The 23,401-nt window shown below is 71.7% G+C and carries 19 protein-coding genes, 2 pseudogenes and 2 CRISPR repeat arrays; of the genes and pseudogenes, 17 read left to right on the top strand and 4 right to left on the bottom strand.

Going from position 1 to position 23,401, the window contains the following annotated elements; translation table 11 throughout:
- Positions 1-23 precede the first annotated feature (23 nt).
- Positions 24-1,241 (top strand): alpha/beta hydrolase, encoded by a 1,218-nt coding sequence (locus tag ACF07S_RS06465; RefSeq protein ID WP_391973570.1) that lies wholly within the window; start codon positions 24-26, stop codon positions 1,239-1,241.
- Between the two features lie 66 nt (positions 1,242-1,307).
- Positions 1,308-2,156, top strand: a complete 849-nt coding sequence (locus tag ACF07S_RS06460) for a DUF4429 domain-containing protein (protein ID WP_391961961.1) — start codon at positions 1,308-1,310, stop codon at positions 2,154-2,156.
- Between the two features lie 72 nt (positions 2,157-2,228).
- Here the strand turns inward: ACF07S_RS06460 and ACF07S_RS06455 are convergent, their stop codons facing one another.
- Together ACF07S_RS06455 and ACF07S_RS06450 are read right to left on the bottom strand one after the other, a co-directional pair.
- A complete protein-coding gene (locus ACF07S_RS06455) occupies positions 2,229-3,245 on the bottom strand; it encodes an aldo/keto reductase (protein WP_391973569.1) in 1,017 nt (338 codons plus the stop codon).
- Entirely contained in the window at positions 3,242-3,706 is a 465-nt protein-coding gene (locus ACF07S_RS06450; protein WP_391961963.1) for a MerR family transcriptional regulator, read from the bottom strand. The genes ACF07S_RS06455 and ACF07S_RS06450 overlap by 4 nt, the downstream gene beginning before the upstream one ends.
- Before the next feature lie 75 nt (positions 3,707-3,781).
- On the opposite strand from ACF07S_RS06450, the pseudogene ACF07S_RS06445 reads away from it, so the two are divergent.
- Together ACF07S_RS06445 and ACF07S_RS06440 are read left to right on the top strand one after the other, a co-directional pair.
- Positions 3,782-4,016: pseudogene (locus ACF07S_RS06445) on the top strand (GNAT family N-acetyltransferase); the annotation flags it as partial.
- Positions 4,017-4,033: 17 nt separating this feature from the next.
- A complete protein-coding gene (locus ACF07S_RS06440; RefSeq protein WP_391973568.1) occupies positions 4,034-4,855 on the top strand; it encodes a serine hydrolase domain-containing protein in 822 nt (273 codons plus the stop codon).
- Here the strand turns inward: ACF07S_RS06440 and ACF07S_RS06435 are convergent.
- A pseudogene (locus ACF07S_RS06435) lies at positions 4,821-5,263 on the bottom strand (ATP-binding protein). The gene ACF07S_RS06440 and the pseudogene ACF07S_RS06435 overlap by 35 nt on opposite strands.
- Before the next feature lie 94 nt (positions 5,264-5,357).
- Here ACF07S_RS06435 and ACF07S_RS06430 point away from each other — a divergent pair.
- From ACF07S_RS06430 to cas2e, 10 genes are all read left to right on the top strand, one after another.
- Complete coding sequence (locus ACF07S_RS06430) at positions 5,358-6,206, top strand: helix-turn-helix domain-containing protein (RefSeq protein ID WP_391973567.1); 849 nt, start codon at positions 5,358-5,360, stop codon at positions 6,204-6,206.
- The gene (locus tag ACF07S_RS06425; protein ID WP_391973566.1) at positions 6,166-6,363 is read left to right on the top strand and encodes a DUF397 domain-containing protein; all 198 of its coding nucleotides are present in this window, start codon (positions 6,166-6,168) and stop codon (positions 6,361-6,363) included. The genes ACF07S_RS06430 and ACF07S_RS06425 overlap by 41 nt, the downstream gene beginning before the upstream one ends.
- A gap of 51 nt (positions 6,364-6,414) precedes the next feature.
- Positions 6,415-8,413: direct repeats of the CRISPR family, unit length 29 nt; unit sequence GGGACCATCCCCGCGGGTGCGGGGAGCAG.
- Positions 8,414-8,631: 218 nt separating this feature from the next.
- A complete protein-coding gene (cas3, locus tag ACF07S_RS06420) occupies positions 8,632-11,556 on the top strand; it encodes a CRISPR-associated helicase Cas3' (RefSeq protein ID WP_391973565.1) in 2,925 nt (974 codons plus the stop codon).
- A complete protein-coding gene (gene casA, locus ACF07S_RS06415; protein WP_391973564.1) occupies positions 11,543-13,303 on the top strand; it encodes a type I-E CRISPR-associated protein Cse1/CasA in 1,761 nt (586 codons plus the stop codon). The genes cas3 and casA overlap by 14 nt, the downstream gene beginning before the upstream one ends.
- A complete protein-coding gene (gene casB, locus ACF07S_RS06410) occupies positions 13,300-13,989 on the top strand; it encodes a type I-E CRISPR-associated protein Cse2/CasB (protein ID WP_391973563.1) in 690 nt (229 codons plus the stop codon). The genes casA and casB overlap by 4 nt, the downstream gene beginning before the upstream one ends.
- Positions 13,986-15,182 carry a type I-E CRISPR-associated protein Cas7/Cse4/CasC gene (gene cas7e, locus ACF07S_RS06405; RefSeq protein WP_391973562.1) on the top strand — a complete coding sequence of 399 codons (1,197 nt, stop codon included), beginning with the start codon at positions 13,986-13,988 and terminating at the stop codon, positions 15,180-15,182. The genes casB and cas7e overlap by 4 nt, the downstream gene beginning before the upstream one ends.
- A gap of 5 nt (positions 15,183-15,187) precedes the next feature.
- Positions 15,188-15,928, top strand: a complete 741-nt coding sequence (gene cas5e / locus ACF07S_RS06400; RefSeq protein WP_391973609.1) for a type I-E CRISPR-associated protein Cas5/CasD — start codon at positions 15,188-15,190, stop codon at positions 15,926-15,928.
- Positions 15,928-16,716, top strand: coding sequence for a type I-E CRISPR-associated protein Cas6/Cse3/CasE (gene cas6e / locus ACF07S_RS06395; protein WP_391973561.1), 789 nt, complete (start codon positions 15,928-15,930; stop codon positions 16,714-16,716). Before cas5e ends, cas6e begins: the two co-directional genes overlap by 1 nt.
- Entirely contained in the window at positions 16,713-17,681 is a 969-nt protein-coding gene (gene cas1e / locus ACF07S_RS06390) for a type I-E CRISPR-associated endonuclease Cas1e (RefSeq protein WP_391973560.1), read from the top strand. Before cas6e ends, cas1e begins: the two co-directional genes overlap by 4 nt.
- Entirely contained in the window at positions 17,678-18,040 is a 363-nt protein-coding gene (gene cas2e / locus ACF07S_RS06385; RefSeq protein ID WP_391973559.1) for a type I-E CRISPR-associated endoribonuclease Cas2e, read from the top strand. The genes cas1e and cas2e overlap by 4 nt, the downstream gene beginning before the upstream one ends.
- A gap of 92 nt (positions 18,041-18,132) precedes the next feature.
- A CRISPR array of direct repeats spans positions 18,133-19,381; the repeat unit is 29 nt; unit sequence CTGCTCCCCGCACCCGCGGGGATGGTCCC.
- 41 nt (positions 19,382-19,422) lie between these two features.
- On the opposite strand, the gene ACF07S_RS06380 is transcribed toward cas2e, so the two are convergent.
- Positions 19,423-20,082: a pirin family protein gene (locus ACF07S_RS06380; protein WP_391973608.1), complete on the bottom strand. Its 660-nt coding sequence runs from the start codon at positions 20,080-20,082 to the stop codon at positions 19,423-19,425.
- A 62-nt stretch (positions 20,083-20,144) separates the two neighbouring features.
- On the opposite strand from ACF07S_RS06380, the gene fasR reads away from it, so the two are divergent.
- The 3 genes from fasR to ACF07S_RS06365 all read left to right on the top strand — a co-directional run bounded on the left by fasR (position 20,145) and on the right by ACF07S_RS06365 (position 23,401).
- Complete coding sequence (gene fasR / locus ACF07S_RS06375; RefSeq protein ID WP_391961968.1) at positions 20,145-21,350, top strand: fatty acid biosynthesis transcriptional regulator FasR; 1,206 nt, start codon at positions 20,145-20,147, stop codon at positions 21,348-21,350.
- Positions 21,351-21,439: 89 nt separating this feature from the next.
- Entirely contained in the window at positions 21,440-22,378 is a 939-nt protein-coding gene (locus ACF07S_RS06370; protein ID WP_391962471.1) for an ACP S-malonyltransferase, read from the top strand.
- Positions 22,379-22,399: 21 nt separating this feature from the next.
- Positions 22,400-23,401, top strand: a complete 1,002-nt coding sequence (locus ACF07S_RS06365; RefSeq protein WP_391961969.1) for a ketoacyl-ACP synthase III — start codon at positions 22,400-22,402, stop codon at positions 23,399-23,401.

Raw genomic sequence — 23,401 nt, 5'->3', positions numbered from 1 at the left:
CGTTCTCCTAGTGTGTCCTTCCAGTGACTTCCTTCGACACCTCCCCGCAACTGAATGCCTGGCGCGCGCTGCTCGCGCTCGCCGTCGTCTTCGTGATGCTGGCGACCACCGGCTGGACGGCACTGCGCCACCAGCGGCACCCCGCCCCCCTCCAGGCCTCGCTCAGCGCCTGGGAGAACGGCCGGGTGGCCGGTCACCGGCTGCCGGACCCGCAGTCGGCGCCCACGCGGCTGGCCCGGTTCTTCGCCTCCCTCACGGAGGGCCAGCGTGCGGGTCTCGCCCACCGTTATCCGCTGGCGGTCGGCAACATGAACGGCGCACCGGTCGAACTGCGCTACCTCGCCAACCGCATCGCGCTGGGACAGGCCCGCAGGGCCGAACGGGAACGACTGCACGACGACCGCCTCACGGCGTCGGGCCGGCACCAGGCGGGCCGCCGGATGAACCGCCTGGAGGCGCTGATGCGCCCGGAGCGGCACATCCTCGCGTTCAATCCGGCGGGCTCCGGCCGGGTCGCCGAGGTCTTCGGCGACCTGCGCACGGCCGAGCGGGTCTCGGTCGTCGTCCCCGGCGTCGACACCGATCTGCTCACCTTCCAGCGCACCCACCGCAAGTACGCGGCCCCCGCCGGCATGGCCGAGTCCCTGTACGCGGCCGAGCACGACGCCGACCCCACGGTCCGCACCGCCGTGATCGCCTGGGCCGACTACACCGCCCCCGGCGGGCTGGGCATGGACGCTGCCACGGCGATGCGCGCCGAGGACGGCGCGGTGCGGCTGGCCTCGCTGCTGCACGCACTGCCCGGCAGGGCTCCGGTCTCCCTGTTCTGCCACAGCTACGGCTCCGTGGTGTGCGGGGTCGCCGCGCGCACGCTGCCGGAGCGGGTGGCCGACATCGCGGTGGCCGGCAGCCCCGGCATGCGGGTCGAGAAGGCGTCGCAACTGCGCACCGGCGCACGGGTGTGGGCGATGCGGGACGCCGACGACTGGATCCAGGACGTGCCCCACCTGGAGTTCGGCGGTCTGGGGCACGGAGCCGACCCGGTGGCCGCCGGGTTCGGGGCGCGGGTGCTGTCGGCACGGGAGGCCAGGGGCCACGCCGGGTACTTCGAACCGGGCACGGACAGCCTGCGGAACTTCGCCGAGATCGGCGTTGGCGCATACCGCGCGGTTTCCTGCGCGCGGGAGAACGACACCTGCCGGGCGAATTTGTCCGGTACGACGGCTATCGGACGCGCGTAGAAGCGGAGATACTGCGGTATGCGCGGGGAGGGGACGGGGAAGCTCATGCCGCATACGATGAGCCGCATGGGTGACGTACTGGCCGGATTTCATGCTGCCTGGGAGTTCGAGTCCGACTCCGTACTCATCCGTTACGAGCGAGGGATTCGAACACCCAAGCTGTTCCAGGTACTCGGGGAGCGACGCGTCCCGCTGGAGGCGATCGAGGGCGTGACCCTGACGCCCGGCAAACGCGGAACCGTGGTCCTGCGCGCCGAACTCCGGCCCGGCGCAGATCCGCTCATGGAGGCGGCCGCCGGACAGCTCAAGGAGAGCAGCGACCCCCACCGGCTGGTGCTGCCCGCCGAGCGCGAGACGCTCGCCGAGTACTACGCCGACGAACTGCGCGCCCGGCTCACCGAGTCCGGCCCCGCCGAACGCCACCTGGTGGCGCCGCCCGAAGCACCGCTGCAGTTCAAGGCGTACGACGGGAAGGCCGTCTTCGACGGTACGTCGGTGGCCTTCCGGTGGTTCTGGACGGGCGCCTCGTCGGCGAAGTGGAAGTCCGGCGACCAGCGTTTCCGCGTCGGCGAGCTGAGCGGGGTGGAGTGGCGGTCGCCCGAGGTGTTCGAAGGGCACCTGCGGCTGCTGCGGCGGGACGGGGGTGCGCCGCCCGCGCAGGCCGACCAGGACCCGGCGGCGGTGGTGTTCGGACTCGGCTACGGACCCGTGCACGAGTCACTGCCGTTCGCAGCGGCCGTGCTGGCGGCCGTGCGGACGTCCACGCCGGTCGCCGCGGTGGCCGCGGCGGCGGTCCGCCGCGACCCCGCGGACATCGCCGAACGGATCCGGCATCTCGGGGAACTGCACCAGGCGGGGCTGGTGACGGACGAGGAGTTCTCCTCCAAGAAGGCGGAGTTGCTGGCGGAGCTGTAGCGTCCGCCGGCTGCGGTCGCCCTGTGGCCTCCGGCCCGCCCGTGGTTCCCCGCGCCCTTCGGGGGCCTTGCCCTACTCCCTGCCCGCGGAAGTGAACGACATGTCCGGATAGCGGGTGCCGGCCACCTTGGCGGCGATGGGCTCCAGGAGGGCCACTTGCTCCTCCGTCAGGGTGATGCGGGTGGCCGCCGTGTTCTCCTCCACCCGGGCCGGCCTGCGGGTGCCCGGGATGGGGACGACCGGCAGGCCGTGCACCCGCGCCCGCTGCTGCACCCAGGCCAGGGCGATCTGGCCGGGGGTGGCGCCGTGGGCGGCGGCGACGGCGCGGACCGGCTCCAGCAGGGCCGCGTTGGCCGCCGCGTTGTCGCCGGTGAAACGAGGCTGCTGCCGGCGGAAGTCACCGGCCGTCAGCTCCTGCTCGGCGTCGACGAACGCCCCCGTGAGGAAGCCCCGCCCCAGCGGCGAGTACGCCACGAGGGTCACGCCCAGCTCGCGGGCGGCCGGCACCACCCGCGCCTCGATGTCACGGCTGAACAGCGACCATTCCGACTGCACGGCGGCGATCGGGTGCACGGCGTGCGCGGCGCGCAGTTCACCGGCCGTGACCTCGCTCAGGCCCAGTTGCCTGACCTTGCCCTCGCGCACCAGGTCCGCCATGACGCCGACGGTCTCCTCGATCGGCACGTTCACATCGCGCCGGTGCATGTAGTAGAGGTCGATCACGTCGACGTCCAGGCGCTTCAGGCTCGCCTCGACGGCCTGGCGGACGTACGGCGCGTCGTTGCGGATGATCCGCCGGGCCGGCTCGTCCGGCGGGATCGCCAGCGCGAACTTGGTGGCGACGACCACCTCGTCCCGGTGCGCCTTGAAGAACGGGGAGAGGAATCGCTCGTTCTCCCCCGCGCCGTAGGCGTCCGCCGTGTCGTAGAGCGTGACGCCCAGTTCCAGGGCCCGTTCCAGGGTCGCCCGGGAGGCGTCCGCGTCCACGGGGCCGTAGGCGAAGCTCATGCCCATGCAGCCGAGGCCCTGCACGCCCACCTCGGGGCCGCCGTCGCCCAGGGCCGCCGTGCCGATCCTGCCGTTGGTCATCGTGTCCTCTCCGACGCCAGGGCGCGCCCGGCGTCCGCGTAGAAGTCCATCTTCCGGTCGAGCACGGCGAGCGTGCCCCGGAGTTCGGCGATCCGGGCCAGCACGTCCTCGCGGGTCTGCCTGAGCAGGTCGAAACGCTCGGTGTAGGTGTGGTCGCCCGCGCGGACCAGTTCCGCGTACCGCACCATGTCCGCGACCGGCATCCCGGTCAGCCGGAGCTTGCCGACGAGGGCCAGCCAGTCCAGGTCGCGGTTGCTGTAGCGCCGCTGCCCGGTGTGGGAACGGTCGATGTGCGGCATCAGCCCGATGCGCTCGTACCAGCGCAGGGTGTGCGCCGTCAGCCCGGTGAGGGCGGCGACCTCGCTGATCGTGTACTGGTCCTCGCCGTCCGGCCGCCGGTCCCGCTGTGGCGGTCCGGCGCAGCTGTCGGTCGGGGCACCCGTGGTCTCCATCACCGTCATGACTCCCACGCTAGAACGTTGGAGCGCACTCCAGGCAAGCGACACCGATGAGGAAAGGGCAGGCCCGGCGGCCGCCGCACCGGCGGTGCGCACCACCCGCACGGCACCGACGACCGCGTGTTCGGCGTCGCCACCGATCCCGACGTCCGCCGCCGCGGATGCGCGCGCCTGCACGGAGGCGCTGCTGGACTGGTTCCGTGAGCGCGGGGCCCGGCGGGTGAACCTCACCGCGTCCGCGCGGGCCGAGCCGCTGTACGTCTCGATGGGGTTCCGGCCCGGGCCCGACCCCCTGCTGGAGCTGACGCCCTGAGCGCTTAGGCTCACGGCATGTCGCTGAAGAGCCTCGCACTGATCGAGAACTGGCCGGTCCCCACCGCCGCGGCGGGTGTCGTACGGGCGGACGGCACCGTCCTGGGCACCCGCGGACCGGCCGGCCACCGCTTCCCGCTGGCCTCGGTCACCAAGCCGCTCGCGGCGTACGCGGCACTCGTGGCGTACGAGGAGGGCGCGATCGAGCTGGACGAACCGGCGGGCCCCGAGGGCTCCACCGTCCGGCACCTGCTCGCCCACACCTCGGGCCTCGCCTTCGACGAGCACCGGGTGACCTCGGCGCCCGGTGAGCGACGGCTGTACTCCAACGCCGGTTTCGAACAACTCGGCGATCACCTCGCGAAGGCGACGGAGATCCCGTTCGGCGAGTACCTGCGGCAGGCGGTGCTGGAGCCGCTGGGCATGACGTCGACGTCCCTGGAGGGCTCCCCCGCCAAGGACGGCGTCTCCACGGTCGACGACCTACTGCGCTTCGCCGCCGAGGTGCAGGCCCCCCGCCTCCTCGACCCCCGCACGGTCGCCGCGGCGATGACGGTGCAGCACCCGGGCCTCAAGGGCGTCCTGCCGGGCTACGGCCACCAGAACCCCAACGACTGGGGTCTGGGCTTCGAGATCCGCAACTCCAAGTCCCCGCACTGGACGGGCGCCTCGTCCTCCCCCCGCACCTTCGGCCACTTCGGCCAGTCGGGCACGTTCCTGTGGATCGACCCGGACGCGGGCGCGGCCTGCGTGGCCCTGGCGGACCGCGCCTTCGGTCCGTGGGCGACCGAGGCGTGGCCGCCGTTCACGGACGCGGTGCTGGCGGAACTGCGCGGCTGAGCCCGGCCTCGGACCACACCGTCTCGCCCCGCCCGTCGGGGCGGACGGCAACGCCCCACCGGCCGGTGACCGCGTCCACGGTCACCAGCCCGCGCCCGCCCTCGCCGAGCCCTGCGCCGACGCTCCGCGCGGGCGACTCCGGGCAGTCGTCCGCGACCTCCACCCGCACTCCGCCGGCCGGAGCAGGAGGCAGACGCGACAGCGGCGACCGGGCACGTGCCGTACGACGTTGGCTACCAGCTCGGTGAGCGCCGGCTCGGCCGCGTCGGTCACCTCGGCCGGCCCCGAGCCGACGAGGTACAGCCGCAGGATGCGGCGCAGATGCCGGGCCGAGTGCTCCCCCACGGCGAAATCGGCGTGGTACTCGCTGTGGATGTCCGCCGCCTGCGGACCGGTTGCTTGATTCACGCCACGATGATGCAACGCTGCGCTTACGCTCGACCACGCAAAGAAACGGACGCTGTGCGGCGTTGAAGGGCGCAGCCCGAAGTGAGGTACTGCCGTGGTCAACATCCAGTCACTCGACCCCACCGCCTCCCCGCTCGACTACTACGGCTGGGAACTACGCCGCCAACGCGAGGCGCACGGCCTCAAACAGGGTCAGCTCGGCGAAATCATCTTCTGCACGGGCTCGCTGATCGGCCAGATCGAGACCACGAAGAAGGTCCCCACCCGCGACTTCTCCGAACGCGTCGACGCGGCCCTCGGCACGGACGGCCTCTTCTCCCGCCTGATCGGCCTGGTCCTGCGCAGCCAACTGCCCACGTGGTTCCAGCCGTACGCGGAGATGGAGGCGAAGGCCGCCTACATCTCGACCTACCAGGCGCAGTTGGTATACGGCCTGCTGCAGACGGAGGAGTACGCACGAGCAGTCCTCAGCGTGGAGCGCCACAGCAAGCCCGACGAGATGGTGGCAGCCCGGATGGAGCGGCAGCGCATCCTCCGCCGCGATCAACCGCCCGCCCTCTGGGTCGTCCTGAGCGAAGCCGCGCTGCTGCTTGAGATCGGCGGACGCGACGTCATGCGTCGGCAACTTCTTCACCTGTTGAGCCTCCAGGAGAACCCTTGGGTGAACGTCCAGATCCTCCCGTTTGCCACGGGCCAGCACACAGGCATGATGGGAACCTTCACCCTGCTGAGGTTCGATGACGACCCTGACCTGTTCTACATGGACGGCTACGACCAGGGGCACATGACGACCAATCCACACGTGATCAAGGAGCGCTCGGTCGGTTACGCTCGGCTTCAAGCCTCAGCCCTCTCCCCCGAGGACTCGGCGGCACTGATCGCCCGCGTGATGGAGGAACGCTATGGAGACCAGCTCCGGCCTGAGCAACGCACAGTGGCGTAAGTCCAGTTACAGCGGAAGCAACGGCGGCGAATGCGTCGAGGTTGCCGACGGCTGCTCCTCCGGAGCCGTTCCCGTGCGTGACAGCAAAACCCCGTCCGGCCCGGTCATCACCGTCGGCGCCAACGCCTGGCAGGTATTCCTCGACGGTCTGCGGTAGCCGACACCGCCCCTAATACGTACCCCTCCGTGCGCAGCGGAGGCGAATGCGGCGAACATCCTCACAAGTGTGGGGAGCAGGAACAGATGGAAAGCCCGAGAAACGGCGAGTGGGGACCATCCCCGCGGGTGCGGGGAGCAGGCACTCCGGGGCATCTGCCGGAAGTGCGGGCGGGACCATCCCCGCAGGTGCGAGGAGCAGCAGCGGACCTCGACCGGATCCTCACACGGGATCGGACCATCCCCGCGGGTGCGGGCAGCAAGGCCTCGGCTTTGACGAGCCGGGCCCGGCGCCGGGACCATCCCTGCGGGTGCGGGGAGCAGCCGGCGCCCTGAACGCGGCCGGTGACGGCGTGGGGACCATCCCCGCGGGTGCGGGGAGCAGTGGTGCCGGGTCGTTGTAACTCTCCGCTGACAGGGACCATCCCCGCGGGTGCGGGGAGCAGCCGTCTACGCCGGGCGGGAACCCGTCCCCGCCGGGACCATCCCCGCGGGTGCGGGGAGCAGCGGGCCTCCCTGCACCTCCTCGAACTGCTCCAGGGACCATCCCCGCGGGTGCGGGGAGCAGCACCGGCCGGCCGTGAGGCGGTACTGCGGATCGGGACCATCCCCGCGGGTGCGGGGAGCAGCCTGACCGGTCTTGGGCCCGCGCCGCGCCCTGTGGACCATCCCCGCGGGTGCGGGGAGCAGACCAGCCTTACGCCGCGGAGTAGGTCTCAGACGGGACCATCCCCGCGGGTGCGGGGAGCAGCCCCCGGCGGCTGCGCCCACGTTCGTGAACTTGGGACCATCCCCGCGGGTGCGGGGAGCAGCTGGTCAGTTGTAGAGGCCGGTCCCCGCCTTGGGGACCATCCCCGCGGGTGCGGGGAGCAGTACACCCACGTCAACGACAAGACGGACTGGCTGGGACCATCCCCGCGGGTGCGGGGAGCAGGCGGAGGCCACAGGGGAGTCTGGGACAGACTCGGGACCATCCCCGCGGTTGCGGGGAGCAGGCCACGTCGTGCTGGGGGTAGCGGGCGCTGTAGGGACCATCCCCGCGGGTGCGGGGAGCAGCGGGTGCTGCGCGAGATCGACGCCAAACGGCAGGGACCATCCCCGCGGGTGCGGGGAGCAGAAGCAAACCGGTCGGCCGTCGTTTCGGTTGGGGGGACCATCCCCGCGGGTGCGGGGAGCAGATCTACCACCGTGAGCGGAGGTACGGGACGACGGGATCATCCCCGCGGGTGCGGGGAGCAGAGCCTCGCCTTGCCGATGCTGCCGCTGCCGCTGCCGCTGCCGCTGCCGCAGGGACCATCCCCGCGGGTGCGGGGAGCAGTCGGCCTCTTCGAGCCGGGCGCGCTCGGCCTTGGGGACCATCCCCGCGGGTGCGGGGAGCAGGGCACAGACTCCTCTCGAGGCTTAGCGGAGCGGGGACCATCCCCGCGGGTGCGGGGAGCAGACGCTCGAGGACCTGGAGCGCGCCGTCACGAGGGGACCATCCCCGCGGGTGCGGGGAGCAGGCGGAAGGCCATGATGGTGGTCCTGTCTCGTGGGGACCATCCCCGCGGGTGCGGGGAGCAGGGCGCCATCGACTCCACCGGCAACGGGGCCGCGGGACCATCCCCGCGGGTGCGGGGAGCAGTCCTGCAGCGTCTTGATGGTCACCGGCCGGCCGGGACCATCCCCGCGGGTGCGGGGAGCAGGCGCTGACGATCGACAAGGATCTGCGCGACCAGGGACCATCCCCGCGGGTGCGGGGAGCAGCCTGACCGCATCCGGAGCCGGCCTGACCGGCGGGGACCATCCCCGCGGGTGCGGGGAGCAGCGGTCCAGTCCGGCCTGGATCCGCTTGCGGGTGGGACCATCCCCGCGGGTGCGGGGAGCAGGCAGGCGCAGACGGTCGCAGCACTCCAGAGCGGGGACCATCCCCGCGGGTGCGGGGAGCAGTGCTTGTGCTGGTGGGTGAGGGCCAGGCTTGAGGGACCATCCCCGCGGGTGCGGGGAGCAGCGGGTGCGGTCGACGCCCGACAGCTCCCCGCCGGGACCATCCCCGGGGGTGCGGGGAGCAGACTGGCTGACCTGCGAGTTTATTGCCGTGCAGGCATCGTTTTGGCAACTTTCGCAGATTCCGTCAAATGGCACATAAGGGAACCGGGTTCCGTAGAGGGCTGCAACGGATGGACCGTGAGCCGATCATCATAGGCTTCGAAGGGCTTGCTTTCCTTGAGATTCTCCTCCTTCGCTCATTTCTACGTGCAGGGCCAGGCTCGCCCTGTATCAATCCTTCATGAGCGATGGGGGAAGCGCCCGTTCCGGCATGTTGCGTCGGCTCGGGGGGCCGGCGCGGTCGGTGTGGGCCAAGCATGACCGTGACACTGACGGCTGGCTGCCGTTGTGGCGGCACATGGAGGACAGCGCCGCGGTGGCCGGCCTGTTATGGGACCAGTGGCTGCCCGCGGGGGTGCGGAGGCTGGTGTACGAGGCCTTGCCACAGGGTGAGTCGGACGCGCGTGCCCTCGTCGTATGGCTCGCCGGTGTGCATGACATCGGCAAAGCCACTCCCGCGTTCGCCTGCCAGGTCGATCAGCTTGCCGACACCATGCGCGGCCAAGGGCTGGAGATGCGCTCGGCAAAGGCCATGGGGCCGGATCGACGGATCGCGCCGCACGGTCTGGCCGGGCAAGTGCTGCTGGGCGAGTGGTTGGAGGAGCGGCACGGGTGGGCGTCCACTCGGGCCGGGCAGTTCGCCGTGGTCGTGGGCGGACATCATGGTGTGCCGCCCGAGCACGGGCAGATCAAGGCTCTGTACGACCACGAGGAGTTGCTGCGCACTCCTGGTGCGAGCAGCCGTGCCTGGCGGCAAGTGCAGACCGAACTGCTTGAGGCTTGCGCCGATCGCTTCGGCGTGACGGAACGGCTGGTGCAGTGGCGAACGGTGAAGTTGCCGCAGCCGGTGCAGGTGCTGCTCACCGCACTGGTCATCGTCTCCGACTGGATTGCCAGCAATCCGGACCTCTTCCCGTACTTCCCGGACGCGGCGTCCCACGGTGACGAGGAGCGTCTGACCGCGGCCTGGCGGGGGTTGGACCTGCCAGAACCCTGGCGGGCCGGAGAACCTGGCCAGAGCGCACAGGAGTTGTTCGCCTCGCGGTTCAGGCTGCCGGAGGGGGCGAAGGTACGCCCTGTCCAAGAAGCCGCCGTGGATCTGGCGCGGGAGATGGAGACGCCCGGGCTCATGATCGTCGAGGCGCCGATGGGCGAGGGCAAAACCGAGGCGGCGCTCGCCGTGGCCGAAATCTTCGCGGCGCGCTCGGGCGCGGGAGGGGTGTTCTTCGCCCTTCCCACCATGGCCACGGGGAATGCCATGTTCCCTCGCCTGCTCGACTGGTTGGGCCGGTTGCCGGGGGTGGCGGGCTCACGCCGTTCGGTGCACCTGGCGCATTCAAAGGCGGCTCTCAACGAGGACTTCGCCGGTCTGATGGCCCGTGCGGGACAGGTCACGGCCGTCGACGTTGACGCGGCGGTGAGCTCATCCCGGCAGCGGCAGGACCAACGGCGTCGCGCGAGCGCCGAACTCGTGGCGCATGCCTGGCTGCGTGGGCGTAAGAAGGCCATGCTGGCCTCGTTCGTGGCGGGCACCATCGACCAGTTGCTGTTCGCCGGGCTGAAGAGCCGGCACCTGGCGCTGCGTCATCTCGCCGTTGCCGGGAAGGTCGTCGTCATCGACGAGGCTCACGCCTACGACACGTACATGAGCGTGTACCTGGACCGGGTGCTGTCGTGGCTGGGTGCGTACCGGGTCCCGGTGGTGGTGCTGTCCGCGACCCTGCCTGCCACACGCAGGCGCGAACTCGCCGCGGCGTACTCCGGCCGGTCCCACGCGGTCACCCCTGGGGACACGACCGCATCGGACACGTACCCGCTGCTGACCGCCGTCGTTCCGGGCGGCGCCCCGATGGCCCGCCGCCCGCAGGCGTCGGCCCGGTCGACGACCGTACAGGTGGAGCGCCTCGCCGACGACCTGGACGTCCTCGCCGACCGGCTGGAGAGCGAACTGGCCGACGGCGGGTGCGTGTTGGTGATCCGGAACACGGTCAAGCGGGTACTGGAGACGGCTCGGGTGCTGCGCGACAGGTTCGGCGCCGAGAACGTGACCGTCGCCCATTCGTGCTTCGTCGACCTCGACCGGGCGGACAAGGACAGCACGCTGCTCCGTCTCTTCGGGCCTCCGGAAAAGACGGACGCCAGGCCCACGGGTCGGCACATCGTGGTGGCCAGCCAGGTAGCCGAGCAGTCCCTCGATGTCGACTTCGACCTGCTGGTCAGCGATCTGTGTCCCGTCGACCTGCTCCTGCAGCGCATGGGCCGCCTGCACCGCCACCAGCGCGGACAGGACCAGAGGGAGCGGCCCGAGCACCTGCGGGCGGCGCGCTGCCTGGTGACGGGAGCCGACTGGACGGCGGACGTGCCCGCCCCGGTGCGGGGGTCGGTCGCCGTGTACGGGCGGTACACCCTGCTGCGGTCAGCCGCGGTACTCCTTCCCCACCTCGAGGGCGGTTCCCGGCAACCGGTGCGGCTCCCGGCGGACATCAGCCCGCTCGTGCAGAGCGCATACGGAGAAGACACGGTCGGGCCGGACCATTGGCAGGACGCGACGAAGAGGGCACGCGAGCAGTTCGAGCGGCACCGCGACGACCAGGCCGAGCGCGCCGCCGTGTTCCGTCTGGGAGACGTCGGCAAGCCGGGGCGTCCGCTGTTCGGCTGGGTCGCCGCCGGTGTGGGGGACACGGACGACACCCCCACCGGGCGTGCTCAGGTCCGCGACAGCCGGGACAGCCTGGAGGTCGTTGTCGTGCAGCGCCGCGGTGACGGAAGCCTCGCCACCCTGCCGTGGCTCAGGCCGGACAGCAAGAAGCGGCAGCGTGCGGGCGTCGAGCTGCCGCAGGACGCGACGCCGACACGGTTCGCGGCCCGTACGGCCGCAAGTTGCGGACTGCGGCTGCCCCTGCAGTTCTCCGGCGCAGTCATGGACCGGGCCATCGAGGAACTGGAACAGCTGTATCTGCCCAACTGGCAGGGCAAAGAGAGCCCTTGGCTCTCCGACCAGTTGATTCTCGCCCTTGACGAGAACTGTCAGACCCACCTGGCAGGCTTCTCACTCCGCTACAGCCCGACCGACGGTCTTGAGGTGACGCGTGATGCTGCCGACTGAATCCCCCGGTGCCGGTGCCGGTCAAGCGCGGTCCTTCGACCTGACCAGCCGGCCGTGGATCGGAGTGCTGCGGTGCAACGGCTCCCAGGACGAGCTGTCGCTCCGTCAGGTCTTTGCCCATGCCGGGAAACTTCGACGCATCGTGGGTGAGCTGCCCACTCAGGAGTTCGCTCTGATTCGTCTCCTCCTGGCCGTCGCGCACGACGCGCTGGACGGCCCCGGCGACATCGAGGAGTGGGCGGAGCTGTGGGCGGATCCTGACTGTTTCGCCCCCGTTCAGGCATATCTTGAGGAGCAGAGGGAGCGGTTCGACCTTCTTCACCCGCTCACACCATTCCTGCAGACCGCCGGGCTGCGCTCGGCGAGGGACGAGGTCTTCTCCCTCAACCGGGTCGTGGCCGACGTCCCTGCCGGGGAGCCGTTCTTCAGCGCGCGGATGCCGGACGTGGAACGGCTGACCTTCGCCGAGGCCGCCCGCTGGGTCGTCCACGTCCACGCCTACGACACCTCCGGCATCAAGACCGGCATGGTCGGCGACGGCCGGGTCAAGGGCGGCAAGGTGTATCCGCTCGGTACGGGCTGGGCGGGCGGGTTGGGCGGCGTCTTCGTGGAGGGCAAGACCCTGCGCGAGACCCTGCTGCTCAACCTGGTGGCGGCGGACACGGAAGGGCTCGAGTTCTCTCCCGACGACCGGCCGGCCTGGCGCCGTGAGCCCTGCGGGGCGGGTTCCGACGGGCGTTCCGCGACCGGTCCCCGTGACCTGTACACCTGGCAGTCGCGCCGGGTGCGTCTGCACCACGACGTGGACGGCGTCCACGGTGTCGTCCTCGGGTACGGCGATCCGCTCGTCTCCCGGAACATGCACCGCCGCGAGCCGATGACCCCGTGGCGGCGCAGTCCCGCGCAGGAGAAGAAGCTCGGGCAGACACCGGTGTATCTGCCCCTCGAACACGAGCCGGCCCGCTCCGCCTGGCGCGGTATCGCCTCGCTCGTCGCCGACCGGTCGGAGAGCGGGGGCAGCACCGAGGCCGCATCGCGTTTGCGGCCGCGGATCCTGGAGTGGATCGCCCGTCTGGTGACCGAGGGCCCCCTTCCCCGCCGTTCCCTCGTCCGCGCCCGGGTCGTGGGTGTCACTTACGGAACCCAGCAGTCCGTGATCAACGAGGTCGTCGACGACCGCCTGCCGATGCCCGTCGTCCTGCTCCATCGGGAAGACCCCACGTACGCCCAACAGGCCATCGGCGCGGCCGAGGACGCCGACCGGGCGGTGCGAGCCTTGGGAGACCTCGCTGCTGACCTCGCTCGGACTACCGGCGCCGAGCAGGAAGGGCCCAGGTCCGCGGCCCGCGCCGAGGGGTTCGACGCGCTGGAGCATCCGTACCGCGGGTGGCTGTCCGACATGGTGGACGAGCCCGATCCCTTCGAGCACCGGCACGTCTGGCAGCGGCAGGTGCGGGAGAGGGTGGGCCGCCTCGGTGACCGTCTCATCGCCGCCGTGGGCGACGCGGCATGGGAGGGGCGGATCCACACCGACGACAAGGGCGGCACCCACTGGCTGAACGCGGGTCTGGCCGACGTGTGGTTCCGGGGGCGGCTGGCCAGAGCACTGGGAGACCCCGGCTCCCCCGGCCCTGGAAGCAGTGGCGGAGGTGCCGCCGCCCCGGCCGGCGACGGTCCGTCCGGGCCGGGGCCCACCGGCTTGCCGGAAACCGATCACGCCGCGACCGACCCGGAGGTGCACGTATGACCACCGCATCCACACCCGCCCCGCCCGTCGAACTCCCGGTTCACCAGCGGGTCGCGGAGCTCGCCGCCGCGCACATCGCCCCCTGGCAGGAGGGTTACCTCAAGGACCGGTCCCCGGCGGTCGCCGCTCTCGCCCGCCTGCGCCGCGGCGCGGGCCGTGAGGCGGGCGAGGTGCCCGACCTGTGGAGCCTGATCGACACCGATCCGCTCCACACTTCGGCCGAGGGGACGCGATCGCTGAGCGAGCAGGAGCTGGTCCGCGCCGAGAACGCGCTGCACGCGGCCCTCACCCTGTGGGCGTTCCACCAGCAGTCCCGGGGCGTCCCCGTGCACCGCCGGCACACCCGTGAGCGACCGGGTGGCCTGGGCGCGGCGGTCCGGCGCCTGATGCCGGCCGACGGCGTCGACGAACCCGTCCGCAAGCGTCTGGTCCGCGCGGGTACCGCCCCCGACCTCGTCACCCTCGCCCAGCGGCTGCGCGACATCGTCGCCCTGCTGCGTCGCGACGACATCCCGCTCGACTACGCCCTCCTCGCCGGCCAGCTCTACCTCTGGCAGTGGCCCGACGGCCCCGCCGCCGTCCGCCGCCGGTGGGGCCGCTCCTTCCACGAGCAGCGGCGGGCCCGGCCGGCCAACGACGAGAACACCACCCCAGACATTGATACGGACGACAAGGACGCCTCGTGAACCGCATCTTCCTGGACGTGCACGCCCTGCAGACCGTCCCGCCCAGCAACCTCAACCGGGACGACACGGGCGCACCCAAGACGGCCGTCTACGGCGGAGTCCCCCGCGCCCGTGTTTCCAGCCAGGCATGGAAGCGGGCCATCCGCACCTACTTCAAGGAGGAGCACCTGCTCGACCCCGCCGAGCTGGGCGTGCGGACCAAGAAGGTGGTGGAGCTGCTGGCCGACCGGATCGCGACGTCCGACCCGTCCGTCGAACGGGAGACGGCACTGAAGCTCGCCGATGAGACGGTGAAGGCCGCGGGCTTCAAGACCGAGGTCCCCAAGCGGAAGGCCGATCAGGCGAAGAGGGACGGGGAACCCGCTCCGGCCCCCGAGAGCAAGTACCTGGTCTTCCTCAGCTCCCGGCAGCTCGACGGCCTGGCCCGTCTCGCCCTGGAGGGCGCCACCGACATCGCGGCGTTCCTGAAGACCAAGGAGAACAAGGCCCGGGCCAGGGAGCTCGCGGACACCCGTCACTCCGTGGACATCGCCCTCTTCGGTCGCATGGTCGCCGATGTCGCCGACATCAACGTCGACGCCGCCGTGCAGGTCGCACACGCCCTCGGCGTCCACCGTGTCGACAACGAGTCCGACTACTACACCGCCGTCGATGATGAGAACACCGACGAGGAGACCGGCGCCGGAATGATCGGCACCGTCGACTTCAACTCCGCGACCCTCTACCGCTACGCCGCCCTCGGCGTGCACCAGCTCGCCGCCAACCTCGGTCAGGGCCTGCGCGAGGACGAACCGCGCACCGAGCCGGTGCGTCGCGCCGTCGAGGCGTTCGTGCACGCCTTCGTCTCCTCCCTGCCCACCGGGAAGATCAACACCTTCGGTCACCACACCGAGCCCGATGCCGTGCTCGTCAGGCTTCGCACGACCCGGCCGATCAGCTATGTCGCCGCCTTCGAGGACCCGGTCCGCAGCGACGGCGGCGGGCACCTGCGCGAGGCCGCCGACCGGCTCGCCGCCTACGCCTTGGACGTCGAGCGTGCCTACGGCGATCCCGAGACCACCCTCACGTGGGTCCTGCGGGTCGGCACCGCCACGCAGAAGCTCGCCGATCTCGGCACCGAGGCCGGCACGCTGCGCGAACTCGCCGACGCCGTCGGCCGAGCCGTCACGGAGCGCCTGGAAAAGCCCGCATGAGCCGCGTGGACCGCACGAGCGTGCTCGCACTCCGCCTCGCGGGTCCCCTGCAGTCCTGGGGAGCGTCGTCCCGCTTCACCCGCCGCACCACCGAATCGGCCCCGACCAAGAGCGGCGTCGTCGGCCTGCTCGCCGCGGCGGCCGGCCTCGAACGCGGCGACGACGCGGGCCTCGCCCCCTTGGCGGCACTCAGGTTCGGCACCCGCATCGACCAGCCGGGCACCCGCGTACGGGACTTCCACACCGCCCACCACGGCATCACCGGCGCATCCATGCCGCTGTCCGAGCGGTTCTACCTCGCCGACGCCGTCTTCGTGGCCGCGGTCGAGGGCGACCACGCCCTGCTCGCCGGCCTGCACGAGGCCCTGCGCACCCCGGCGTACCCGCCCTACCTCGGTCGCCGCTCGTGCCCGCCCTCCGAGCCGGTCGTCCTCGGGCTCCACGAGGACGCCCGCTTGGAGGACGTACTGGCGAACGTGCCGTGGCAGGCCTCCGCCTGGTACCGCAGACGCCACCGGGCCCCGCAGACCCTGACCGTGCTGCGCGAGACGGCCGCCGACGAGTCCGCCGGGGCGGCGGACGTACTGCGCGACCAGCCGGTCAGTTTCGACGCCGCCCACCGGCGGCACGCGCTGCGCACCGTGGTCACCGTCCCCGTTCCGGCTCCGATCCCGTCAGGCGGCGGTCCGCAGGACGTGCACGATCCGTTCGCCGCCCTCGACGCCCTGGAGGATGAGAGCTTCTGATGTTCCTCTCCCGCTTCCGCGTCAACACCGCGCGGCCCGGTGCCCGCCGCCTCCTGTCCTCGCCTCAGGCCATGCACGCGGCCGTCATGTCGTCCTTTCCTCACATCCTGCCCTCGGACAGTCCGGCGCCCGACGCGCCGCGCGTGCTGTGGCGTCTGGACCAGCGGGCCCGCGCCGAGGTCCTGCTGTACGTCGTCAGCCCCGACCGTCCCGATATGACCCATCTGGTCGAGCAGGCCGGATGGCCCGCCGTCGCCGACCCCGGGAATCCCGGCTGGCAGACCCGGCCCTACGCCCCGCTCCTCGACGGGCTGGCCGCCGGTGACCACTGGGCGTTCCGCCTGACCGCGAACCCCGTGCACACCATTCGCCGTAAGGAGGGCGAACCCCGCAAGCTCACCGCGCACCTGACGCCCATCCACCAGATGGGCTGGCTGCTCGACGAGGAACGCCAACAGCGCCTCGGCTTCCGCGTCTGCGAGAAGCCCGCGGACCGACGGCTCCTGCCCGAAGGAACCACCCACCACAAGCGGCCCCACCCCGGCGACCGGTACGAGCTGGCCGTACGGGACACCCGGTCCCTCTCCTTCGACAAGTCCCGCGGCTCCGGCGGCCGCCGGGACAAGCCGGTCACCGTCGTCACCGTCACCTTCGAAGGGCGGCTGGAGGTCACCGACCCCGAGGCCCTGCGCCGCGCCCTCACCCAGGGCATCGGCCGGGCCCGTGCCTACGGCTGCGGCCTCCTCACCCTGGCACCCGTCACTCGACCGGCGCGGCCCACACCATGAGCACGGTCTCCCGGCGCCCGGCACTCACCCCGAGACAGCTCACCCGCACCGGCGAACGGCTCTCCTTCGTCTACCTGGAACGCTGCACGGTGCACCGCGACGCCAACGCCATCACGGCCCAGGACGCGGAGGGCACCACCCACATCCCCTCGGCGACCATCGGCACCCTCCTCCTCGGTCCCGGAACACGCGTGACCCACCAGGCCATGAGCGTGCTGGGCGAGACCGGCGCGGCGGTCTGCTGGGTCGGTGAACAGGGCGTGCGCTACTACGCGTCCGGCCGCGCCCTCAGCCGCTCCTCCGCCCTCATGGAGGCCCAGGCCAGGCAGTGGGCCAACCCGCGCAGCCGCCTCGCCGTGGCACGCGCGATGTACCGGCTGCGTTTCCCGGACGAGGACCCGGCCGACCTCACCCGGCACGAACTCCTCGGCCGTGAGGGGAGACGGGTCAAGGACTGCTACCGGGCCGAGGCCGCCCGCGCGGGTGTCCCCTGGCGAGGCCGCCGCTACATTCCCGGCGACTTCACCAGCGGGGACGCCGTCAACCAGGCCGTCACCGCCGCCGCCCAGTGCATGTACGGCATCGCCCATGCCGTCGTCACTTCCCTCGGGTGCAGTCCGGCCCTCGGCTTCGTCCACTCCGGCCACGAACTGTCGTTCGTCCTGGACGTCGCCGACCTCTACAAGACCGAGATCGGCATCCCGGTGGCCTTCGACACCGCCGCACAGGGCGAGGAGGACGTGGGCCCGCGCACCCGTCGCGCCCTGCGGGACCGCATCAGCGAAACGGCCTTGCTGGACCGATGCGTCGACGACATCAAGCGTCTCCTGCTGCCGGAAACGGCCGACTCCACCGACCCCGGCGGCGACCGGGACGTCGTCATGCTCCAGAGCGACCACGGCCACCAGGTCGCCTCCGGCGTCAACCACGACGGGCCTGAGGACTACGGAGACGAGCTCTGGTGACCGTCATCGTCCTCACCAACTGCCCGGCCGGACTACGCGGCTTCCTCACGCGCTGGTTACTGGAGATCTCCGCCGGCGTGTTCGTGGGTAACCCCTCGGCCCGAATCCGCGACGTGCTCTGGGAAGAAGTTCAGCAGTACGCGGGCCAGGGCCGCGCCCTGCTGGCCCACACCACGAACAACGAGCAGGGCTTCACCTTCCGCACCTACGACCACGCCTGGCACCCGACCGACCACGAGGGTGTCACCTTGATCCGCCGTCCGGACCCGACCGCACCCGCTACCGGCCCAACGTCTCAGCATGGCCCGCCATCCGGCTGGAGCAAGGCCGCCAAACGCCGACGCTTCGGAAGCGGCTGATGCACATCGCGCCCCCTATGCCCCATTCACCGGAATCGGAGAAAGTGCTCGAAAACCGCCCCCGGCGCCAGTAAAACCGCAGGTCACCCAGTCTGCTCCCCGCACCCGCGGGGATGGTCCCTCCTGGAACTCCTGCACCGTCGGATCGACCTCCTGCTCCCCGCACCCGCGGGGATGGTCCCGGAAACACGCAAGGGCGTATTACGGCCGATCACTGCTCCCCGCACCCGCGGGGATGGTCCCAGCTAGCGCTATACGGGGTCACTGTCAAGGGTCTGCTCCCCGCACCCGCGGGGATGGTCCCGTACAGAAAGCGCTAGGAAGGGGGACAGCGTGCTGCTCCCCGCACCCGCGGGGATGGTCCCCATCCACGCCCTGGGACCGAAGCTGTTCCAGACTGCTCCCCGCACCCGCGGGGATGGTCCCTGCCGCGAGATATCCATGAGGAAACCCTTGCCCTGCTCCCCGCACCCGCGGGGATGGTCCCCTCGCGGCGGACCGGCTCCCGATTCCGGGCCTCTGCTCCCCGCACCCGCGGGGATGGTCCCCCAAATTCACCGGGAATGGCCGAGACGACTCGCTGCTCCCCGCACCCGCGGGGATGGTCCCTCGGTGAGGGCATGCACTGCGGCGTCCATCCGCTGCTCCCCGCACCCGCGGGGATGGTCCCTACCGGCTGAGCGTGCGCAACGTGACCGTGCACTGCTCCCCGCACCCGCGGGGATGGTCCCCCGCCCGTCTGGGTGGCGCCGGGCGATGTGGACTGCTCCCCGCACCCGCGAGGATGGTCCCTGCACGCCGGGTGAGCCGTGGCTGGTGGGTGCCTGCTCCCCGCACCCGCGGGGATGGTCCCGAGGCCCTCGACGACGCGGTGCAGGAGCTGCGCTGCTCCCCGCACCCGCGGGGATGGTCCCTCCCCGCTCTCCAGCTTGGCGAGGAAGACGGTCTGCTCCCCGCACCCGCGAGGATGGTCCCGCCCCACCGACCCCCGACGCGACGTCCAGGGCCTGCTCCCCGCACCCGCGGGGATGGTCCCACAGACGCGCTGCTGAGGATGGACCCTCAGACCTGCTCCCCGCACCCGCGGGGATGGTCCCGGAGCGGGCCGCCGCCGAAACGCGGCGCGCTACTGCTCCCCGCACCCGCGGGGATGGTCCCGGAGCGCGGCCTCTTTGATGGTTTCGGAGTTGCTGCTCCCCGCATCCGCGGGGATGGTCCCGGCAGCGGTTTCGCCCTGGAGTTCAGCCTCCCCTACTCCCCGCACCCGCGGGGATGATCCCCTGACCGACTTCCCGGAGCCCTCCCGGGCGTTCTGCTCCCCGCGCCCGCGGGGATGGCCCCGGTGTCCGTTGCGGTCGTGGCGTCGGAGGGGAGGGGGTGGGTCAGGCGGGGTGCATCTCCCACAGGAGGAGTTCGGCCGTCGGGCTCACGGCGACCGCCTCGACGTCCTCGGCGTCCGTGATGCGGGCCGCGTCGCCCGGTCCCAGTTCCTCGCCGGCCAGGCGGATGCCGCCGCGGACCACGTGGGCGTACACGTACGGGGCGTCCGGCACCGCCGCCCGCTCGCCCGCCGCCGGCCGGCGGACGTGGAGCGTCGCGCCCGCCTCCGGGAGGGCGTACGGGGTGGAGTCCGCCAGGCCGGGGACGACCTCGTAGTACGGGTCGCCGCCGGGAGCGAGCGGGGTCAGCCACATCTGGAGGAAGGTCAGCGGGGTGGAGCCCGCGTTGCGTTCCACGTGGCGGACGCCGGAGGCGGCGCTCAGGCGCTGTACGTCGCCGGGGCGGATCACCGTCTCCCGGCCCGTCGAGTCGCGGTGGGTCAGCTCGCCCTCCACCACCCAGGTCACGATCTCGGTGTGGCTGTGCGGGTGTTCGCCGAAACCGGCGCCCGGGGCCAGCCGCTCCTCGTTGCAGGCGATCACCGCGCCGAAGCCCAGGTTGTCCGGGTCGTAGTGGGGGCCGAAGGAGAAGGCGTGCCGGGTGTCGATCCCGGCCGCCGGATCGCCGCCCCGGTAGCGCTCCCGCGCGCGTCGTACGTCCATCACGGCGTCCACCGTAGGCCCTGCGGCATGCCCTCCCGTCCCTATAAGGCAGTCTTGTCCCCGTGCCCGAACCAGAAATCAGCACCATCGCAGCCGCAGCACGGCCCGCCCACCCCCATGTCGCGACGCTGAAGCGGCTGGAGAAGTCGTCCGGCAGCCTGGCCGCCCAGGCGATCGCGCGGATGGACGAGACGCTGCCCTGGTACCGGGCCATGCCGCCGGAGAACCGTTCCTGGATCGGACTGGTCGCCCAGGCGGGCATCGCCGCCTTCACCGAGTGGTTCCGGCGTCCCGACGCCCCGCAGGCCATCTCCACCGACGTCTTCGGCACCGCGCCGCGCGAGCTGACCCGGGCGATCACACTGCGGCAGACCGTGGAGATGGTGCGCACCACCATCGAGGTCATGGAGAGCGCGATCGACGAGGTCGCGGCCCCGGGCGACGAGAACGTGCTGCGCGAGGCGCTGCTCGTCTACGCGCGGGAGATCGCCTTCGCCACCGCCCAGGTGTACGCGCAGGCCGCCGAGGCACGGGGTGCCTGGGACGCCCGGCTGGAGTCGCTGGTGGTGAACGCCGTGCTCAGCGGTGAGGCCGACGAGGGGGCCGTGTCGCGGGCCGCCGCGCTCGGCTGGAACTCGCCCGAGCACGTGTGCGTGGTGCTGGGTACCGCGCCCGACGGTGATTCCGAGCTGACCGTGGAGGCCATCCGGCGGGCCGCCCGGCACGCCAAGCTGCAGGTGCTGACCGGGGTGCTCGGGAACCGGCTCGTGGTGATCGCGGGGGGCAGCGACAACCCGCTGGCCGTGGCGAAGTCGCTGATCGGGCCGTATGCGGCGGGGCCGGTGGTGGCGGGTCCGGTGGTGCCGGACCTGCTGGCGGCGACCCGGTCCGCGCAGGCCGCCGCGGCCGGCCTGAAGGCGTGTTCCGCCTGGCAGGACGCCCCGCGTCCGGTCCTGGCGGACGACCTGCTCCCGGAGCGGGCGATCGCCGGAGACCCGTCCGCCCGCCAGCAGTTGGTGGAGGAGATCTACAGACCGCTGGAGGAAGCGGGAGCGGCTCTGCTGGAGACGCTCAGTGTGTATCTCGAACAGGCGAGCAGTCTCGAGGGCGCGGCGCGGATGCTGTTCGTGCATCCCAACACCGTTCGCTACCGGCTCCGACGTGTGACTGATGTCACCGGTTGGTCACCCTCCGATGTACGCTCGGCGTTCACACTGAGGATCGCGCTGATCCTGGGGCGTCTGGCCAATGGCGATCCTCACGCCTAGCTTTTTGTCGGGCCCCCACAAAACCCCCTCCTGTTCTTCGTCCCTGTCCCCACCGGCGGCCGTGGCCGTCTCCAAGAGAGAGTGTGAGAGTGCTCGTACTCGTCGCTCCCGGCCAGGGTGCCCAGACGCCCGGCTTTCTGACCGAATGGCTCGACCTCCCCGGTGCCGCGGACCGCGTCGCCGCGTGGTCCGACGCCATCGGACTCGACCTCGTCCACTACGGCACGAAGGCCGACGCGGACGCGATCCGCGACACGGCCGTCGCCCAGCCGCTGCTGGTCGCGGCCGGGCTGCTGTCCGCCACGGCACTCGGTGACATCGTTCCGGGTGCGGTGGCCGGTCACAGCGTCGGTGAGATCACCGCCGCCGCCTTCGCCGGTGTCCTCGACGACACCGCCGCGCTCTCCCTGGTCCGCAAGCGGGGTCTGGCCATGGCCGACGCCGCCGCGGTCACCGAGACCGGCATGGCGGCGCTGCTCGGCGGCGACCCCGGGGTGACCCTGGAGCACCTGGAGAAGCTGGGTCTGACCCCGGCGAACATCAACGGCGCGGGCCAGGTCGTCGCGGCCGGCACCAGGGAGCAGCTCGCCGCGCTGGAGGCGGACAAGCCCGAGGGCGTGCGCAAGGTCGTCGCGCTCAAGGTGGCCGGTGCCTTCCACACCCACCACATGGGCCCCGCGGTCGAGACGCTGGCGCAGGCCGCCGCGGACCTGACGCCGGGCGACCCGGAGGTCACCTACGTGTCGAACAAGGACGGCCGGGCCGTCGCGACCGGGGCCGAGGTGCTCGAGCGCCTGGTCGGCCAGGTCGCCAACCCGGTCCGCTGGGACCTGTGCATGGAGACGTTCAAGGAACTCGGCGTCACCGCCCTCCTCGAGGTCTGCCCCGGCGGCACCCTGACCGGCCTCGCCAAGCGCGCCCTGCCCGGTGTCAGGACGCTGGCCCTGAAGACCCCCGCCGACCTCGACGCGGCCCGCGAGTTCATCACCGCCGCATCCGATCCTGCTGCCGCCGCAGCGGGCGCCTGACGCCCTTAAGGAGCCGACCGCATGGCGAAGATCAAGCCCAGCAGGGGCGCCCCGTACGCGCGCATCCTCGGCGTGGGCGGCTACCGTCCCACCCGGGTCGTGCCGAACGAGGTGATCCTGGAGACGATCGACTCGTCCGACGAGTGGATCCGCTCGCGCTCCGGTATCGAGACCCGGCACTGGGCGTCGCCCGAGGAGACCGTCGCGGCGATGTCGATCGAGGCCTCGGGCAAGGCGATCGCGGACGCCGGGATCGACCCCGCGCAGATCGGCGCCGTGGTCGTGTCGACCGTGTCCCACTTCAGCCAGACCCCGGCCATCGCCACCGAGATCGCCGACAGGCTGGGCACGGACAAGGCCGCCGCCTTCGACATCTCGGCCGGCTGCGCGGGCTTCGGCTACGGCCTCACCCTGGCCAAGGGCATGGTCGTCGAGGGCTCGGCGGAGTACGTCCTCGTCATCGGCGTGGAGCGGCTGAGCGAGCTGACCGACCTGGAGGACCGGGCCACGGCCTTCCTGTTCGGTGACGGCGCGGGCGCGGTGATCGTCGGCCCCTCCCGGGAGCCCGCGATCGGCCCGACCGTGTGGGGCTCGGAGGGCGACAAGTCCGAGACCATCAAGCAGACCGTGCCGTGGACGGACTACCGCGACGGGACGGTCGAGAAGTTCCCCGCGCTCACGCAGGAGGGCCAGGCGGTGTTCCGCTGGGCCGTGTTCGAGATGGCGAAGGTCGCCCAGCAGGCGCTGGACGCGGCCGGCATCAGCGCGGACGAACTGGACGTCTTCATCCCGCACCAGGCCAACGTGCGGATCATCGACTCGATGGTGAAGACCCTGAAACTGCCGGAGCACGTCACGGTCGCCCGTGACATCCGCACCACCGGCAACACCTCGGCCGCCTCGATTCCGCTCGCCATGGAGCGGCTTCTGGCGACCGGCGAGGCGAAGAGCGGCGACACCGCGCTCGTCATCGGCTTCGGGGCGGGTCTCGTCTACGCCGCTACGGTCGTTACCCTCCCCTAG

The organism is Streptomyces sp. NPDC016640 (assembly GCF_043076215.1).
In the GTDB taxonomy this organism is placed as follows: Bacteria; Actinomycetota; Actinomycetes; order Streptomycetales; family Streptomycetaceae; genus Streptomyces.
The sequence above is the reverse complement of the archived record's forward strand: the minus strand, read 5'-3'. Positions and strand labels throughout refer to the sequence as shown.

What these genes read in the sequence shown, in the direction of transcription:
- ACF07S_RS06460 (WP_391961961.1), top strand. Translation starts at nt 1,308, where the DNA reads ATGGGTGACGTACTGGCCGGATTTCATGCTGCCTGGGAGTTCGAGTCC.
- ACF07S_RS06440 (WP_391973568.1), top strand. Translation starts at nt 4,034, where the DNA reads ATGTCGCTGAAGAGCCTCGCACTGATCGAGAACTGGCCGGTCCCCACC.
- ACF07S_RS06455 (WP_391973569.1), bottom strand. Translation starts at nt 3,245, where the DNA reads ATGACCAACGGCAGGATCGGCACGGCGGCCCTGGGCGACGGCGGCCCC.
- ACF07S_RS06380 (WP_391973608.1), bottom strand. Translation starts at nt 20,082, where the DNA reads ATGGACGTACGACGCGCGCGGGAGCGCTACCGGGGCGGCGATCCGGCG.
- casA (WP_391973564.1), top strand. Translation starts at nt 11,543, where the DNA reads ATGCTGCCGACTGAATCCCCCGGTGCCGGTGCCGGTCAAGCGCGGTCC.
- cas1e (WP_391973560.1), top strand. Translation starts at nt 16,713, where the DNA reads ATGAGCACGGTCTCCCGGCGCCCGGCACTCACCCCGAGACAGCTCACC.
- cas3 (WP_391973565.1), top strand. Translation starts at nt 8,632, where the DNA reads ATGAGCGATGGGGGAAGCGCCCGTTCCGGCATGTTGCGTCGGCTCGGG.
- cas6e (WP_391973561.1), top strand. Translation starts at nt 15,928, where the DNA reads ATGTTCCTCTCCCGCTTCCGCGTCAACACCGCGCGGCCCGGTGCCCGC.
- ACF07S_RS06365 (WP_391961969.1), top strand. Translation starts at nt 22,400, where the DNA reads ATGGCGAAGATCAAGCCCAGCAGGGGCGCCCCGTACGCGCGCATCCTC.
- ACF07S_RS06450 (WP_391961963.1), bottom strand. Translation starts at nt 3,706, where the DNA reads ATGACGGTGATGGAGACCACGGGTGCCCCGACCGACAGCTGCGCCGGA.
- ACF07S_RS06425 (WP_391973566.1), top strand. Translation starts at nt 6,166, where the DNA reads ATGGAGACCAGCTCCGGCCTGAGCAACGCACAGTGGCGTAAGTCCAGT.
- casB (WP_391973563.1), top strand. Translation starts at nt 13,300, where the DNA reads ATGACCACCGCATCCACACCCGCCCCGCCCGTCGAACTCCCGGTTCAC.